A 17,137-nucleotide genomic window follows, 5' to 3' on the forward strand; every position below is an offset into this window, starting at 1 on the left:
ATTATGCCTCCTCTCCAGTTGCTACTTTTTGAATTTCCCTTACATCTACGAATCTTCCATAAATCGCTGCAGCAGCTGCCATTGCAGGACTCACCAAGTGTGTACGAGCTCCCTTCCCTTGTCGACCTTCAAAGTTACGATTAGATGTAGATGCACATCTTTCACCAGCAGGTACTACGTCAGGGTTCATACTTAAACACATGCTACATCCAGCATCGCGCCATTCAAAGCCTGCTTCACGGAATACATCTGCAAGACCTTCTTTTTCTGCTTGTAGCTTAACTTGTTGTGAGCCTGGAACGACTAAAGCACGTACTTTAGAAGATACTTTTTGTCCTCGAATAATGTCTGCCGCTTCACGTAAATCTCCAATTCGTGAGTTTGTGCAAGAGCCAATAAAAACATGCTGAACTTCAATTTCGTTAATTGGTGTTCCTGGAGCAAGTTCCATATATTCATAGGCACGCTCAGCAGATTTTCTGTCAACTTCCTTTTTGAAATCCTCTGGGAATGGAACTGTATCGTCAATTGTTACACTCATAGATGGATTTGTGCCCCATGTAACTGTTGGTAAAATTTCATCCGCATGAATTTCTAAAACAGTATCGAAAACTGCACCTTCATCAGTTGCAAGCTGCTTCCAACCTTCAACAGCCACATCAAACTCAGCTCCAGCAGGGCTATGCTTTCTTCCTTTTAAGTATGAGAATGTTGTTTCATCTGGACTAATTAAACCAGCTTTTGCTCCACCTTCAATGGACATGTTACAAATAGTCATTCTTTCTTCCATTGACATGTTTCGAATCGCTTCACCACTATATTCAATGACATGTCCTGTTCCAAAATCAATCCCAAATTTGCGGATAATCGATAAAATAACATCCTTTGCATAAACACCCGATGATAGAGTTCCAACTACATTTACCTGCATGGTTTTAGGCTTTTGTTGCCATAATGTTTGAGTTGCAAGAACATGTTCAACCTCACTTGTCCCAATTCCAAACGCTAAAGCTCCAAATGCACCATGGGTAGATGTATGACTATCTCCACACACAATCGTTTTTCCTGGTTGTGTCAAACCAAGTTCAGGTCCAATAACGTGAACAATCCCTTGTTCAGGGCTGTAAAGATCAGCAAGAGGAACATTAAATTCCTTACAGTTTTTTTCTAATGCGTTCATTTGTTTTGCAGCAATTTCGTCCTTTGTTTGGAAGCGGTCACTTGTTGTCGGAACGTTATGATCCATTGTAGCAAAAGTTAAATCAGGTCTTCTAACTTTTCTATTTTTCAAACGTAATCCTTCAAAGGCTTGCGGAGAAGTTACTTCATGGACTAGATGTAGGTCAATGTAGAGCAGACTTGGTTTCCCCTCTTCATGATTGATAACATGTTGATCCCATATTTTTTCAATGATTGTTTTCGGTGCCATTAGTATTTTCATCCTCCTTTTTCACTTTTTTATAAAAGACAAGCTCGGTATAAACCGAGCTATCTAGTAGGTCTTGCTTTGCAAGACGTCTCATGCATAAGCAGACATAATATTAGAAATCGCCCCGTCCTCAACTAAGGCCTCTTTAATTTTTTCCACCATTTCAGTTGTTGAAATTGCTCTTTGTTGTGACCCGGCAATATCTCCAGTCCGGTATCCAGCTGCTAATACTTCATCAACCGCTTTTTCTACAGCTTTTGCTTCTTCTTCTAATCCAAATGATAAACGCAAAAGCATTGCTGCCGATAATATAGTTGCCATTGGATTCGCAATATCCTTACCAGCTATATCTGGTGCGGAACCGTGGATTGGTTCATATAAACTAGGTCCATCTGTAGATAAACTCGCTGAAGGAAGCATCCCGAGAGATCCTGTTAGCATAGATGCTTCATCACTTAAAATATCCCCAAACATATTTTCAGTTACGATCACATCAAATTGTCTAGGATTTCGAATAAGCTGCATCGCAGCGTTATCCACAAGCATATGCTCTAACGTTACATCTGGATAAGATACAGCTACTTCTTCAGCAACCTCACGCCACATTCTGCTAGTCTCTAATACATTTGCTTTGTCAACAGAAGTTACTTTTTTCTTTCTTGTCATAGCCATTTCAAATGCTTTCTCAATGATACGCTTCATTTCAGAACGCTTATAGGTTAGCGTGTCAACTGCAGCTTCCTCGCCATCCTCTAATCTTCTTCCACTTGGCTTTCCGAAGTAAAGTCCTCCAGTAAGCTCCCTAACAATGACAAAGTCAGCATTTTCGATAACTTCTTGTTTAAGTGGAGACGCATCTAACAAGCTATTAAAACAAGTAACAGGTCTTACATTGGCGTATAAATTCAACTCTTTTCGGATTTGTAACAATCCTTTTTCAGGGCGTAAATGTGGAGGATTACTATCCCATTTAGGACCTCCAACCGCCCCTAGTAATACTGCATCACTTCGTTTACATACTTCCAGTGTTTCCGCTGGAAGAGGAGTGCCTTCAGTGTCTATAGCTACACCACCTATTAAAGCGTGTTGAAATGTAAACTCATGATTGTAATGGTCGGCAACAGCTTTCAACACTTCGATTGCCCCTTTAGTTACTTCTTTACCTACGCCATCTCCACGAAGTACGGCAATACTTTTCTTCATTATGACTCCTCCTCGTAATTTCCTTCCACACTGAAAATAGTAGTTTTTAGTTCTTATACTCCAACTTTTTCAAGTAATTTCTTATTCTTTTCAACTGCTAGAAGTCTATTTACTGCATTAACATACGCTCTTGCAGAAGCTTCTAACACGTCTTGTGCTGAACCTCTACCACTGCTTTCTGCATTGTTGTGTCTTACTTTAACAAAAACTTCAGCAAGTGCATCACGCCCTGCGCCAACAGATTGGATTCGGTAATCATCCAGAGTAATAGAAATACCAAAGCAACGCTCAAGCGTGTTATATAACGCTTCAACACTACCCGATCCTGTTGCAGCCTCTTGGATTTGTTTGCCTTCGCGGTCTGTTAAGGTAATAGTTGCAGTAGGGATTTGGTTTGTACCGTATTGCACTTGCATTGAAGTCAATTGATACATATCCTCTACATTTGCCACTTTTTCATCTACTAATAATGTCACTAAATCATCATCAGTGATTTCTTTCTTTTTATCAGCTAAATCTTTAAATAGTTTAAATACGCGGTTAACTTCCCCATCATCTAATGAGTATCCTAATTCGAAAATACGATTGCGGAATGCGTGTCTACCAGAATGCTTTCCAAGTACCATTGAATTAGATTTAACCCCAACTAATTCCGGAGTGATGATTTCATACGTCGTTTTTTCCTTTAACACACCATCTTGGTGAATACCTGATTCATGTGCAAAAGCATTTTTTCCGATTACAGCTTTGTTTGGGGGAACAATCATACCAGTTAATTTACTAACTAAATCACTTGTACGTTTGATTTCATCTAATTTTAATCGTGTGTTTGCTTGGTAGAAATCTTGACGAATATGCAAAGCAACAGCCACTTCTTCAAGCGAAGCATTACCTGCTCTTTCACCAATTCCATTAATCGTTCCTTCTACCTGTAAAGCACCATGCTCAACGGCTGACAATGAATTGGAAACAGCCATTCCAAGATCATCATGACAATGAGTAGAAAGGATAACCTTATCAATATTCGGCACGTTATTTAGTAAATAAGTAAACATTTTTCCATATTCTTCAGGAGCGCCGTAACCTACTGTATCTGGTAGATTAATAACGTTTGCTCCTGCATCAATAACTTCTTTTATGATTTTTGCTAAGAAGTCTAAATCACTTCGGCTCGCGTCCTCTGCAGACCATTGGATGATTGGGAAGTATTTTGATGCATATTTTACACTTTCAACTGCAGATTGAATAACTTGCTCTGGCGTCTGCTTAAGCTTATATTTCATATGGATTGGGGATGTAGCAATAAAGGTGTGGAGACGAGGCTCCGCTCCACCCTTTAATGCCTCCCAAGCAGCATCGATATCGCTTTTTACTGCTCTTGCTAATCCCGTTACAGAAACATTTTTGATGGTTTCAGCAATTTGTTTCACTGACTGAAAATCACCTTCAGAGGCAGCTGGGAATCCGGCCTCCATAACATCTACATCGAGTCGTTCCAGCTGCTTTGCTATTTCAAGTTTTTCGTGTAAGTTTAAGTTAACTCCAGCAGACTGCTCTCCATCTCTTAATGTAGTGTCAAAAATATTAATTTTCCGCACGGGCACCCACCACTTCTTTCGCTTGTCTTTGCTTAACAAACGGCATCATTGCACGAAGTTTCTTACCTACTACTTCAATTTGGTGTTCAGCTTCAATCTTATTAATTGCATTGAATTCTGGACGATTTGCTTGATTTTCAAGAATCCATCCTTTTGCAAACTTACCTGTTTGAATATCTTTTAATACTTCTTTCATTTCTGCTTTTACACTGTCAGTAACAATACGTGGTCCAGTTACGAAATCTCCCCACTGAGCTGTGTCAGAGATAGAATATCTCATTCCCGCTAAACCATCTTCATACATTAAATCAACGATTAGTTTTAATTCATGTAAACACTCAAAGTATGCAACTTCTGGTTGGTATCCAGCTTCTACTAATGTTTCGAATCCTGCTTTAACTAATGCAGTAGTACCACCACATAAAACTGCTTGCTCACCGAATAGATCTGTTTCAGTTTCTTCTTTAAATGTAGTTTCAAGGACACCCGCTCTAGCTGCTCCAATACCTTTTGCATATGCAAGTGCTACTTCTTTTGCATTTCCAGTTACGTCCTGCTCAATCGCAAATAATGCTGGAACTCCTGCACCCTCAGTATAAGTGCGACGTACTAGATGTCCTGGTCCTTTTGGAGCTACAAGGAATACATCTACAAAGCTTGGAGGTACAATTTGGCTAAAGTGAATGTTAAAACCATGTGCGAATACTAATGCATTTCCTGGCTTTAATCCGGGCTCAATTTCTTCTTTATAAACCTTTGGTTGATTTTCATCCGGAAGTAAAACCATTACAATATCTGCTTGCTCAACTGCTTCACGAACTGAATATACTGGAAGGCCATCATTTTTCGCTTGTTCAAAAGACTTTCCTTGACGTAGACCAACAATTACATCGATGCCACTCTCACGTAAGTTTTGTGCATGTGCATGACCTTGTGAACCATAACCAATGATTGCAACCTTCTTATTTTGTAAAGCAAAATCATTTACATCTCCGTTATAATATACCTTTGTCATTTAAAATCTCTCCCTTATTAGAATTAAATTATATATATTAATATGATTAAAACCCTTAAACAATTGAAAAAGCATTTTTATTAGAAGCTGATTTTTGGTTACCTCTTGTAAAAGCAGTTGTCCCTGTACGGGCAACTTCTTTGATGCCGTATGGCTTTAAGAGGTCAATTAAAGCTTCTATTTTTTCCGATTCGCCTGTTACTTGAATAACTAGGCTATCCTTACTTACATCAATGATGGAAGCACGGAAAGGATCTATTAAGCTATAAATCTCATTTCTATTTGAAGGACTGGATGCTACTTTAATAAGTGCTAACTCTCTTGCCACAATGGCTTGGTTTGTAATATCCATGACCTTAATAACATCGATTTGCTTGTTTAACTGTTTGGTAATTTGTTCAACTACACTTTCCTCATCAAGATGGAGCACAAATGTCATCCGTGAGAGCCCCTCAGTTTCAGAATGTCCTACTGTGATACTTTCAATATTGTAGTGACGTTTTGTTAACAGGCCGGTGATTCTATTTAGTACACCAGCACGGTTATTTACTAGTAATGTAATGATTCTTTTCACAGCTTAACACCTACCATTTCATGATGACCCTTTCCAGGTGCAACCATTGGGTATACATTTTCGAAAGGTGTCACACTAAAGTCCATTAGAACAGGTCCCTCATACTCAAGTGCTTCTTTCAACACTTGCTCTGCTTCTTGATCATTTTTAGCTTTTAATCCCTTAATTCCGTATGCGTCAGCTAGTTTCATAAAGTCTGGCTGGTTATGAAGTAAGGAATGTGAGTATCTTTCTTTATAGAAAATCTGTTGCCATTGTCTTACCATTCCTAATGCTTTGTTGTTGAGAATGATAATTTTAATAGGAAGATTTAGTTCCTGAATGACTGAAAGCTCTTGTGAAGTCATCTGGAATCCACCATCTCCTAGAATGGCCACAACCGTCGAAGATTTCTCAGCTAGCTGTGCTCCAATACTTGAAGGTAAGCCAAAGCCCATTGTTCCTAATCCACCTGAGGTTACCCAACGATTTGGCTTTGAAAAATGATAGTATTGAGCAGCCCACATTTGGTGCTGACCAACGTCTGTTGTTACAATCGCTTCACCATTTGTATATTTATAGATAAGTTCAATTAATTTTTGTGGTTTTAGCTCATCGTCTGATGGTTTGTAAACGAGTGGATATTCAGCTTTCCATCCAGCTAGTTTTTCTCTCCATTCCTGTGAATCCCCAGGCTTACCATTTTGGTGAACTAAGCTTTTTAGGACTTCTTTCGCATCCCCTACAACAGGAATTTTTGTTGGAATGTTTTTCCCAATTTCCGCAGGATCAATATCGATATGTGCCACTGTTGCATTAGGAGCAAAATGTTGTAAATTTCCCGTTACCCTGTCATCGAATCTAGCTCCGATACTAATTAATAGGTCACATTCATGCAAAGCCATATTTGCTGTATACGTTCCATGCATTCCCGCCATCCCGAGATATAATGGGTGATCTGCAGGGAATCCACCTAAGCCCAAAAGTGTATGTGTTAAAGGGATGTTTTGTTGTTGCACATATTCTCTTAGCTCTTCAGCTGCTTTTGCATGTATTACCCCAGCACCTGCAAGAATAACTGGCTTTTTCGCTTGGCTAACTGCTTCAACTAGCTTACGAATTTGCAGATGGTTCGGTTGTATTGTTGGCTGATAACCTGGCAAATGAATTTCTTGATCGTAATCAAATTCCGCTTCATGTACTGTCATATCTTTTGGAATATCAATCAATACAGGTCCTGGTCTTCCAGTAGTTGCGATATAAAATGCTTCTTTAATAATTTTTGGTAGGTCTTTTACATCCCGAACCTGATAACTATGTTTTGTAATTGGCATTGTAATTCCGAGTATATCTGCTTCTTGGAAAGCATCGGAACCAATTACTGTTGAAGCAACCTGACCTGTAAATACAACAAGTGGAAGTGAATCAATCATCGCATCTGTTAATCCAGTGACAATATTTGTTGCACCTGGTCCAGAAGTTGCAATGACTACACCTGGTTTTCCAGAAATTCTCGCATACCCTTCAGCCGCATGTATTCCACCTTGTTCATGTCTCGTTAAGACGTGAAAAATACCTGAGTCATATAAACTATCATAAATATTAAGTACAGCACCGCCAGGATATCCAAAAATGACTTCTACGTTTTCCCTTTTTAATGCTTCAATTAGCATTTGGGAACCGTTCATTTTGGTAGAAGCTTTGGTTTGTTCATCCACTTTTGCATTTACACCCATTTTTCCTTACATCCCTTCCTTAATGTAAATAAATGTTTAATAAAAAAATAAAATGCCAGTTCACCCACTAGACCAATTTCTTGGTCGAAGGGGTGAAAAGGCATTTATTACTTTCCACGGTACCACCCTTGTTCGCGATCTACAAGACCACCTCAGGAACAACTTTTGTTGTTCATTTTGGTAACGGGTGAGCTTTACCAAACACCCGGTTAGCCCTACTAAAAAGGTTCAAGCTAACACTCAGAGGTGAGTTCATCTAACGGGATAACACCGGCTTCCACCATTACCGGCTCTCTGTTGATATCGAAACGTAAGATTACTTATCCTCTTCAACGTTTATGAATATTTAAAATTTTCAATCTACATCTTTTTAAGTTTTATGCGATCGTGATTGCTTTAATACCTAAAAACTTAAACGCTTTACACTATTGAAACCAAAGGTATAAAAAATAATCCAAATCTGTAAACTCTCATCTTCTTTTTAATGATGGAGTACTTATATAAGGACTGTCTTTGCTGTTAATACAAAGATTAAGTTTTCACTCATTTGTGAAAATATTTTATATTAGAGCCTATATTACTCTCATTTTTTATCAGAGTCAACACCATTTTAGAGAATTGTTAGATTATTTTGATTTGCAACAAAATCTGTATACGCTTACAACTTTGTTGCATCGCGGTTTCTGAATTAAAAGAATTTCTTGAAAAATTTGTGAACAAAAATTGAGTAGTGATGATGTTTAAGACATATTTATTTCGTGGAGGATCTGGGAAACTTGAGAGGAAAAATAAAAAAACACTTCGATTCATTTTATATGAAAAGAAGTGTTTGTGATTGATTATGTAAAATGTATATGATCGATATGCGTCTATTTTATGGAAGGTCACGATACTCATTTACAAAATGAACATTCTGCACCTGTTTATTCTTTGGAGCTTCTACTCTCAAAGTCAATGATTTATTACAAAGTTTGGGATCAAAATAATAACATTCATCTGTGTTAGGGCAATATATACAGTAAATGTCTATTTCTTGTTTATTCGTTTCTTTAGTTACAACACCCTTACTATTACAGTAAGACGACCGAAACCTCACTTCTAGTACACCATTCGGATTCGATTCCCTGTACTTTACCTGTACTCTTTTGAAATCTTGATTTTTATAAATCACCAAATCAAAAGCTGCATGTTCTGTGTGAGGTGATAAAATCATATATCCCTTTTCGTACAAATCAACTTGAGCGTTTAAAACTCCTAAATCCCCTTTTTGTTTTGTATGGTGTTCCATTTTTTCACCCTGATAGCGAATAAAATTTTATTATCATCCAAAACCTAGAATCGAACACTCATTCCCCCTAATCATCATTTTATCTAATTTTATTTTAAAAAGCTATGCAAAAAACCTCTTATTTCGAAATTTACAATCCAGAATTGGATTATATAACATTTCGAAATAAGAGGTTATTAAATTCTATTCATTTATTATGTAATATGGCGTCCCAGGAGAGATTCGAACTCCCGACCGACGGCTTAGTTTACCACTATGACTTTCGCCATTGGTCTCTTATATAGCTTAGTTTCTTTCGTTTCAGTACAGCGGTCTTTTTTCGAACTTAGACCGTTTGACTTACTTTTTATTATATTTGCTCATGCTTTATAATACAAGCATTTATATAGTAGAAATCAATCCTGGCGATGCTTTTGAAAAAATCCAACTATGGGGTTACACCGCTCATATCTTCCTGAAGTTGAGGAAAAAACACACAAAAATTATTATTCATTCACCGCTGATTTGCAACTTTACACTCCGTGTTTTTAATTCATTTGTAAGTCCCTTTACTTCATATCCCTTTACTAAAAAAGGATGGGACTATTTTTAACTTTTAATAAACTGAAATGTAGCAAGAGTATTAATTAACTTTAATGAATCAACTTTAGTCCATAGGTTAGGATTATCCCTACCATGCAAAACCCAATTTCTATTTATCTCCGAACCTCTTTCAACTGAAAACTGTTTATATGCAAACATCGTGCTAGATAGATACTTGAATAGTGAATGAGAAACAATTATCAGCATTTTTTCTTGTTCGCTTAATATCCTTGCTTCCCATTCATTCAATAATTTTTTTCCAAATAAATTACTTTCCGTTATATTAGATATTTCACCTTCTATGATTGTAATTAGCAAAGGAATTATAACCATATATTTTTCAGCTTCATACAGTTCAAAACAATCGTTTAAAACATTAATCCACCTTTCATCAATTTCGTCTAAAATACATGATTTTGCTGTTAAATAATTCTTTTTTGAATCTACTTCATAATAATGAACAAATACATCATCAATTTGTTTTCTTTCCATTTGCAATAAATCTTCATTTAAATAAAAATTAACCTCCATTTCACCTGTTAAAGTCCAACCATTTGATGAATTATGTTCAATTAATTTCTCAATCTTTTCATAATCAATTTTTATTTTAGGCAATTCAATTTTTGGAAACTTAATATGTGGAATCTCAAATTTAGGTATCTCAATTTTAGGTAAATTTATCGTTACTGATTTCTGAAGTGCTTTCAGAGGACTTACGGCTTGTGCTAATTTTTGCATTCTCTTGTTATGTTCTTCTAAAATTTTTAATAAACCTTGGTATGAATCCATAATATCACCTCATTTTTTAACTTGATTCCATATTACCCTTTGACAGAAAAATTATAAATGATTATTAATCAAACCTCCCCAAATCTTAAATAATGTAATATAACTCCACTTAATTTTTTTAATCATTTAAAACGGGAAAATGCTTTTGTTTATAAAGACAGTCTTGGATTAACCCAATTATAGATGCTTTTTAATAGGCGGTGTAAAGCAGTGGCTTAGACTCGGTAACTTTAGAATTCTTGGGATGTGTGGAAGAACCAACCCTCCCCCATCTTGGCAACACAAAGAAAGAGACTCAATGGAGTCCCTTACTTAACTAGCTACATATTCCTTAACCTTGCAATAGAATGTAGCATTGGACATATTTGACTTTTTTTAGCTCCTATTTTCAATCAGTAGTTTACAATATAAAAGCACAATAAATTATATAAGGACATTAGCACCAATATAAGGCTCAGACAGTAAGTTGAACTTTGCAATTTTCTTTTGTAATAACTCAATTAAGTCTATTTCACCAGATAAAACCACTCTTAAATCATAGCCATCCATTAAGAATATAGATTTATCTGGACTTTGTTTCATTAATGGAACTACGTTTGTTGACCAACCATTTATTGAAATAAATAACCCCATCGTCTGTTTTCCAGAACGTGCAACCTTGCCATATAACGAATCTAATTGACTCATATCTGTCAGTTGATTTGTCCATTTCATTTCAACAATATAATGCCAACCATCAAGTTTAAATGCTCCGTCAATCTGTTCGCCACCATTATTTCTTCTGAAACTTTCTAATAATGCAATATCATATAACTGAAATAACATATTTATTAATTGCTCTAACATATATCCTTTTTTTTGCGGATTATTATTCATCTTTGCCATTTCATCAAACATCATTAATAATAGTTTTGACTGCTTTTGAATCTCTAATTTCTGTTCTTCCCTAGCTTTTCTTTTTAATCCTTCAATCCTTAACTTCTCCCGCTTTTTTTCTTCTTCGAGTAATTGTACTTCAGTAGCTTCCATTATTTCTATTGTATTGAGGACCTCCCTAGCCTTTTGAACAGTTGCTCTTGCGGCGTATTCATTTTCCGCCAAATGAAATTTATTCCATTTAGAAGCAATTTTAATAACCGATTTAACAAATTTCTTCTCTTCAACTAGATTATCGAAATCTTCTAGTAACATCACACCAATTTCTCTTTTCGTACAAAGCTTGCCATCTGCATTTTTAAAACCTTTCAACCTTACAAATTGTTCTTTTTTAATGCCTGCAGGTTTTAATATCTGTTCAAACATTTGATTTTTCATATATACTAAATTACCAATAATTTCAATTGTTAGCTTTCTAATATTTTCATTTAATTGCACGAGACACACCTTGCTTTCAAGTTATACTCATATCCATAATATGATAGCACATTAAATATTCTAGTGATGAAAATATTATCATTTTATTGTCAATTTTCTAATAGATATTGTAGAATCCTATGCCATGTGAATGCAGTAGCCTACCCCCTCTTCCAACCATGAACCCCGTGAAAATGTGGAATTTATCCCCCCGTATCCTCAAAATAAAGAAAGAGACCCCATTAGAGAGTCTCTTGCAATTGCCTCGCTTTTAATTCATTCTTTCTGTTAATCAGTGTTCGTTTCTTTATTCCCGTCATTTCTTCAACTTCTTTGTATGTATGGTTCTTGAGAAGTTCTAGAGCATGCAATACTTGAGCCTTTGTGTGTTTTCTAGGTCTGCCTTCTCTAAAATCATCTCGCTGCTTTGCAAGTGCTTTCCCTTCTTGTGTTCGTTCTACAATCATATCACGTTCAAACTCTGCAAAAGAACTTAGTATATTGAAAATCAGTCTGCCTGTTGGGGTGTTTTCTACAAGTCCTATATTAAGGATGTGAACTTTTACACCTCTTTCGAATAGAGCCTTTACTGTTTGAATACCTTCTACTGCAGACCTAGCAAATCTATCAAGTTTTGTTACGACTAATGTGTCCCCTTCTTGTAATGCCTCAAGCACCTTGTTGAACTCAGGTCTATCTGTTTTAGTACCTGTGAATTTCTCCTTAAATATAACCTCACATCCTTCCGCTTGTAACGCTTGGATTTGAACCTCTAAGTCCTGTGCTATTGTAGAGACCCTTGCATATCCATATTTCATTGTTATCTCCTCACAGTTTAGTAGTTATTTATTGCACTATGTTATTGCACCTCTTGACGCTTATTGTAGCAAGGTTGCCAAAATAGTGCAATAACTTTCAAGTATTTACACCATCGAGGTTAATCGTAAACGTTGAAAAAAAGATGTAAATGATTTACGAAATTAGCTACATAATCCTCCTCAATGATTCGTCTCGAGCAGCATTAGTTGATTACTATCTGTCTAATTAATTTACTATACTAATACACAGCAATTATTTGAATCGTGTCGGAATTTTACTGAATGCCAGCTTGTGCATGAGCGTGGTCTTTTATAACATCCAACCCACAACAAACCAATGTTTTTAGATTCAATCGTAATAAGCACCACTGTAAATTGGAATGTGCAAATCCAAAAAAGACATCCAACTTTCTGGATGTCTAAACAATCAATATTTAAAAAATTAATGATTATAATACCTCAATTGATTCTTTATCAATTGGCTTATTATTTATTTTCAAATCAACTTCTTCAATATCTTCTATTTCCTCTTCATTCTCTTCAAAATCTATAATCGAATCATCTATTTTAATTGTTTTGGTATGCTCACTATTTTGTAATGATAAGACTTTTTCTTTTAAATTACTTATAGTTAACTCGATAGAACTATAATCTTTTTCAATTAATTGCCTTACTTCTAATTCAGAAATCTGTATTAACTCAAGTTTGAAATCTAATTCGGGGAATTTGTCGTTCACATAGGTTATAACGTTCGTCTCTACTTCAGCAGCATTTGTAAGGTTATAAGGATAAAGATAGATAAAAAGAACCTTTTTGATTTTCCCTTCTGCCATTTCGAGTTTAATATCCCTTTTTAGATTGTATTCGAACATATTCCTAACTTTATAAATGATATCTCTCTCGTTATTATTCAATGATAACGAACAACTTAAAACAAAGTCCTCTGTAGAAAATTTTATTGAAAGTTGCCTTAAATATCCACTTATATTCATTTGTAAATTTCTTCTCATTCTTTCATGAATCCCCATCACTAAGTCCAAATAGTTTAAAGATGTGTATTGTAGAGTTGTAGGAATACCCCTAACAATTGTTGCGTTTTTAGAAACGACAGATAATAAATCTTTTTCAATAACATCTTTTTGTATTAATTGCTCTAGGTAAAATTGATTAACGCCTTTAGAAAATTCTGAATCTCTAATATCTTGTTTTAATACTATATCTATTCTAAATAATCCTTGAGTTGAAAACGAGATAAAGCATTCTAAAGGAGTTCCAAACAAATTTCTGCAGATACTAACATGTTCTGTATTTTCGTTGAACTCTACTACCCTTCCTCTTTGATTTATCATTTTATACCCTTTTTGGGAATATAGTTTTCTTACCACTTGCACTAAGTTAAATTCTTTATCTATTATTATACCCGTCATTGTCATAATTGAACTTTTGGAGTCTGTTTCAACAGTACGAAGTATTTCAATTGAACTTTCAGCATCAAGCTTTTGTATTCTGTCATTGCTTTGTGCATTATGCTCTCTAACAAAACTTGTAACAAAATCTAAAAAATTCGCTGTTATTATAGTCCAATTAATAATATCACGATGAGGTATTTTGATTTCAAATAATGAGTCATAATCAGCTGATTGCCTTAGCATATATGCATATGCTAGAAAAGCAGCCATATTTAAATATTGAATTTTATTTACCTCAATACCCTCTGTTTGCGAAATCTCCCTAATTTTTGTTAGGTTTTCTTTTAGTTGAATTTCAAAACCTGACCTCCGAAATGTACTATCAACACCAAAGTTTTCTAAATTTACTTTTTGTAAAGCATCACTCATACTATTTATTATCTCAATGAACTTATTATCTACGATACACTCACTAAACAGTGGAAAAATCCAAGCAAAAGGATTCTCATAACTTTTAAAACGTCCTGCATTCATGCTTGAATTTGTAATAAATTCTTCTTTATCTGAAACTAGTATATCATCTATATTTTCGACAAAAACTTCTAGCGCTCTAGGGACAAAATGTTCTAATTTCGTTTCATCATCACTACTATTTTCTTCTTCAAGTAGTTGTTTATTTAATAGCATTTCTGACTTATAATATTCTACCATTGATGCAAAACTATTATGTAGCGCATAGTACATATTACTTACACATGTTCTTCGTTGGTTTTGAATTAAATTAATTTTAGCTGCTTTTGTATTTTGTACTGCAGATTGATAGTATATTTTTGAACGGGAAATTATGTATGTGTAAAAATTTTGCTTATACCTTTCTCTATCGTTTTGTCCCAATGATTCAAAACAGATAAAGTTACTAGTCACAACTACTTTCTTATTTTCCTTGTATAGTATATATGCAGTAATTGTGGTTTCAGAATTATTAACCGCATAGCCTTTATCGATAAGATAATCCACAACTCTTTGAATAGGAAACTTTATATCTTGAGCATTTTCGGATATTTCAAAAATCACTTCATGAAGTAAGTCACTTTTTTCAATGATAACACTTTCCATTTATCCACCCTCACCCTATTAAAATTCAGAAATTGATATGGCTATATCATAACATCTATTTGAAACTTCAAACTAGAAAATGGTAAATTTTCATTAAATTTCCCAAATCCCTTCTAATACATTCAAAATTTTAGAATTAATAATCGCCTCTTCTTCCAACGTTTATTTAATATGCTTGTATACCAAACTTCAGCAACCTCTTAGGTAATATATCATCTAGATTTTGGATGTCAGCATCATTTAACTCTATTAAATTAAATCCATATTTCTCATAGATTCTTATTTTTTCTTTTTTTCTTTCCTTATACCTTTCATCATTTTCTAATCCCCAAAACTCTATGTATACTTTTCCCACTGGCAAATAAAAATCACAATATACATCTTCTTCAATCGGGAGTTTTCTCTCGTAAGCATGAACTATTTCAGACATATACAACCAATTATCTATAAGCATCTCTGCTCTAGAACGTACATAATGACCATCGGCACTTCTATGCTTAGCTTCAAACTTTTCTCGAAATCCTACATTAGTGTGGGTTTCAGCTTTCTCTTCTGAAGAGGATTCTCCTTGTATCTCCTTCAATGAACTTATTATACTCTTTTTAGTTAGAATAATTGGATTCCAGCAAACATAAGGAACTCCCGTCTTCTCATACTCAAATTGTTTTCCTCCCATTAACTTCCCAAGTGGAGTGACATTCCATCCTTTTACACCTTTTTGGACTAACCCTAACTCAGATAGAATAGGATTGATTCTAAACTTTGATATTCCAAAATGATTCCCTAAAGCAGTAGAGGTTAGTAAGTTTTTATCTTTCTCTAACGATTCAAAGATTTTATCATTTTTTAAATCTTCACACCATGCAATGTAACTCCCATACTTTGGATGGGATTTAACTATTCCTCCCTTTTCTTTTCCCTCATTTGTTAAAATCCAGTTATCTTCTTCTCTCTTCACTAACCCGTAATTAGCTAGTAGTTTGAATACTTCCTTAGCAGGTATTTGAATTTCTTTAGAAAGTGCTGTTGTTGATAAATATTTAATTGCCATAGCTAAACTCCTATCTCATATTACTTATGTCAATTTTAAATATATTTTCTCGATGCCATTTTATATATGCCTGTTGTCTGTCATTCAAACCAATTTTCATAGTTTCATTAATATTTAGAAAAGCCTTAGTATTTTCATCCAAACTTTCTGAAATCAAAATTGTTCCATCTTCCTCAAAACTAATATATCCTTTATCAAATAAAGCATCATGGTTTGGGCATAGTAGCAACCCATTATTAACATCTAGCCGCTCTATATGATTAGATTGACTCCATGGCTTAATATGGCTTGCGACTAACAATCGTTCATCTGAGACAACACACAGTCTACATTTCTTTTCAACAGCTAAAAGAGGCTTTTTAAAAATTGACTGTCCTATACGTGCCTTAACAATCGATTCTTTTTCGGTTTTATCCAAAACAATCGGTGATTCTAAATCTTTCTGAGGTTTTAGAAAACTTTGATTATGCAGTGGATTTATTTTCTCAAGTAATAGTTTTACTTGTGTATTATTTAATCGCTTCCACCTTAGCTTTAACGTAAGAGTTTGCAGTTCTATATGATTCGGAGATGGATTATAATTAATCGATAATTCCTCTAGTAATGCCCTGTTAACTACCAAAGGGTGTTCTAATATCATTGACTTTTCTGGATGTCCAAAAATAATTACTTCATTCTCTTGGACTTTATTTCTAAATAAGTGAGGATTTTGGTAATTCATCATGATTGTATTATCCATTTTTGCTTTTTGAATATCCAAAACCTTTTCCACTTCGTAAAATGCAGTTATACAAGGGTTATTTTCTATAGTTTTATAAAAAAAAAGGACGTCCCCCTTTGAAACTTTAGTTTTTAAAATTATTCCTCTATCCCCATCATCTCCATAAGTGTACTTCGAGAATAACCGGTCTTCCTCCATATAATGTTTCTTTGAGTCTAAATACGGGATAATATAACTGGTCAAAATATGCTCCCCCATCCAATTTACAGTTTTTTTAAACAAAATTTGAATTGATTGATTATCCTAAATGGATAACCTTGACTGAGGATTACAAACTTAGCCTGTACATTTATAGTAATATAGGAATATTATACCATACCTTTTTACATAAATATTATAAAAGAGGACAGGGTGATGAAACCAGTCGTCTAATCTGTTCTATATCCAATTCGTATATAACAACAATAAAATCACAG

General features: G+C 34.7%; 13 protein-coding genes and 1 other annotated feature. All 13 genes read right to left on the reverse strand.

Annotation, left to right across the window (positions count from 1 at the left end; all coding sequences use genetic code 11):
- Window position 1: 1 nt before the first annotated feature.
- Window positions 2-1,429, reverse strand: a complete 1,428-nt coding sequence (gene leuC / locus V7097_RS08565) for a 3-isopropylmalate dehydratase large subunit (protein ID WP_335703183.1) — start codon at window positions 1,427-1,429, stop codon at window positions 2-4.
- Window positions 1,430-1,519: 90 nt separating this feature from the next.
- On the reverse strand, window positions 1,520-2,632 hold the full coding sequence (gene leuB, locus V7097_RS08570; RefSeq protein ID WP_335703184.1) for a 3-isopropylmalate dehydrogenase: 1,113 nt from the start codon (window positions 2,630-2,632) through the stop codon (window positions 1,520-1,522).
- 53 nt (window positions 2,633-2,685) lie between these two features.
- Entirely contained in the window at window positions 2,686-4,230 is a 1,545-nt protein-coding gene (locus tag V7097_RS08575) for a 2-isopropylmalate synthase (protein WP_335703185.1), read from the reverse strand.
- Window positions 4,217-5,245 carry a ketol-acid reductoisomerase gene (ilvC, locus tag V7097_RS08580; protein WP_335703186.1) on the reverse strand — a complete coding sequence of 343 codons (1,029 nt, stop codon included), beginning with the start codon at window positions 5,243-5,245 and terminating at the stop codon, window positions 4,217-4,219. Before ilvC ends, V7097_RS08575 begins: the two co-directional genes overlap by 14 nt.
- Window positions 5,246-5,300: 55 nt before the next feature.
- The gene (gene ilvN, locus V7097_RS08585; protein ID WP_335703187.1) at window positions 5,301-5,819 is read right to left on the reverse strand and encodes an acetolactate synthase small subunit; all 519 of its coding nucleotides are present in this window, start codon (window positions 5,817-5,819) and stop codon (window positions 5,301-5,303) included.
- Window positions 5,816-7,534: an acetolactate synthase large subunit gene (gene ilvB / locus V7097_RS08590; protein ID WP_335703188.1), complete on the reverse strand. Its 1,719-nt coding sequence runs from the start codon at window positions 7,532-7,534 to the stop codon at window positions 5,816-5,818. The genes ilvN and ilvB overlap by 4 nt, the downstream gene beginning before the upstream one ends.
- Before the next feature lie 85 nt (window positions 7,535-7,619).
- Window positions 7,620-7,876 (reverse strand) — a binding site (T-box leader).
- 532 nt (window positions 7,877-8,408) lie between these two features.
- Complete coding sequence (locus V7097_RS08595) at window positions 8,409-8,822, reverse strand: group I intron-associated PD-(D/E)XK endonuclease (protein WP_335703189.1); 414 nt, start codon at window positions 8,820-8,822, stop codon at window positions 8,409-8,411.
- A gap of 588 nt (window positions 8,823-9,410) precedes the next feature.
- Entirely contained in the window at window positions 9,411-10,193 is a 783-nt protein-coding gene (locus V7097_RS08600) for a hypothetical protein (protein ID WP_335703190.1), read from the reverse strand.
- A 423-nt stretch (window positions 10,194-10,616) separates the two neighbouring features.
- Window positions 10,617-11,567, reverse strand: coding sequence for a hypothetical protein (locus tag V7097_RS08605; protein ID WP_335703191.1), 951 nt, complete (start codon window positions 11,565-11,567; stop codon window positions 10,617-10,619).
- Between the two features lie 221 nt (window positions 11,568-11,788).
- Window positions 11,789-12,364, reverse strand: a complete 576-nt coding sequence (locus V7097_RS08610; protein ID WP_335703192.1) for a recombinase family protein — start codon at window positions 12,362-12,364, stop codon at window positions 11,789-11,791.
- Between the two features lie 449 nt (window positions 12,365-12,813).
- Complete coding sequence (locus V7097_RS08615; protein WP_335703193.1) at window positions 12,814-14,889, reverse strand: hypothetical protein; 2,076 nt, start codon at window positions 14,887-14,889, stop codon at window positions 12,814-12,816.
- 166 nt (window positions 14,890-15,055) lie between these two features.
- Window positions 15,056-15,940: a glycerol kinase gene (locus V7097_RS08620; protein WP_335703194.1), complete on the reverse strand. Its 885-nt coding sequence runs from the start codon at window positions 15,938-15,940 to the stop codon at window positions 15,056-15,058.
- Between the two features lie 10 nt (window positions 15,941-15,950).
- A complete protein-coding gene (locus tag V7097_RS08625; RefSeq protein ID WP_335703195.1) occupies window positions 15,951-16,904 on the reverse strand; it encodes an HNH endonuclease in 954 nt (317 codons plus the stop codon).
- Window positions 16,905-17,137: the final 233 nt, after the last annotated feature.

Source organism: Bacillus sp. JJ1562 (assembly GCF_036962705.1).
Taxonomy (GTDB): Bacteria; Bacillota; Bacilli; order Bacillales; family Bacillaceae_L; genus Ferdinandcohnia.

Coding starts and splice junctions, on each gene's coding strand:
- leuC (WP_335703183.1), bottom strand. CDS start 1,429: ATGGCACCGAAAACAATCATTGAAAAAATATGGGATCAACATGTTATC.
- leuB (WP_335703184.1), bottom strand. CDS start 2,632: ATGAAGAAAAGTATTGCCGTACTTCGTGGAGATGGCGTAGGTAAAGAA.
- ilvC (WP_335703186.1), bottom strand. CDS start 5,245: ATGACAAAGGTATATTATAACGGAGATGTAAATGATTTTGCTTTACAA.
- ilvB (WP_335703188.1), bottom strand. CDS start 7,534: ATGGGTGTAAATGCAAAAGTGGATGAACAAACCAAAGCTTCTACCAAA.
- V7097_RS08595 (WP_335703189.1), bottom strand. CDS start 8,822: ATGGAACACCATACAAAACAAAAAGGGGATTTAGGAGTTTTAAACGCT.
- V7097_RS08600 (WP_335703190.1), bottom strand. CDS start 10,193: ATGGATTCATACCAAGGTTTATTAAAAATTTTAGAAGAACATAACAAG.
- V7097_RS08610 (WP_335703192.1), bottom strand. CDS start 12,364: ATGAAATATGGATATGCAAGGGTCTCTACAATAGCACAGGACTTAGAG.
- V7097_RS08615 (WP_335703193.1), bottom strand. CDS start 14,889: ATGGAAAGTGTTATCATTGAAAAAAGTGACTTACTTCATGAAGTGATT.
- V7097_RS08620 (WP_335703194.1), bottom strand. CDS start 15,940: ATGGCAATTAAATATTTATCAACAACAGCACTTTCTAAAGAAATTCAA.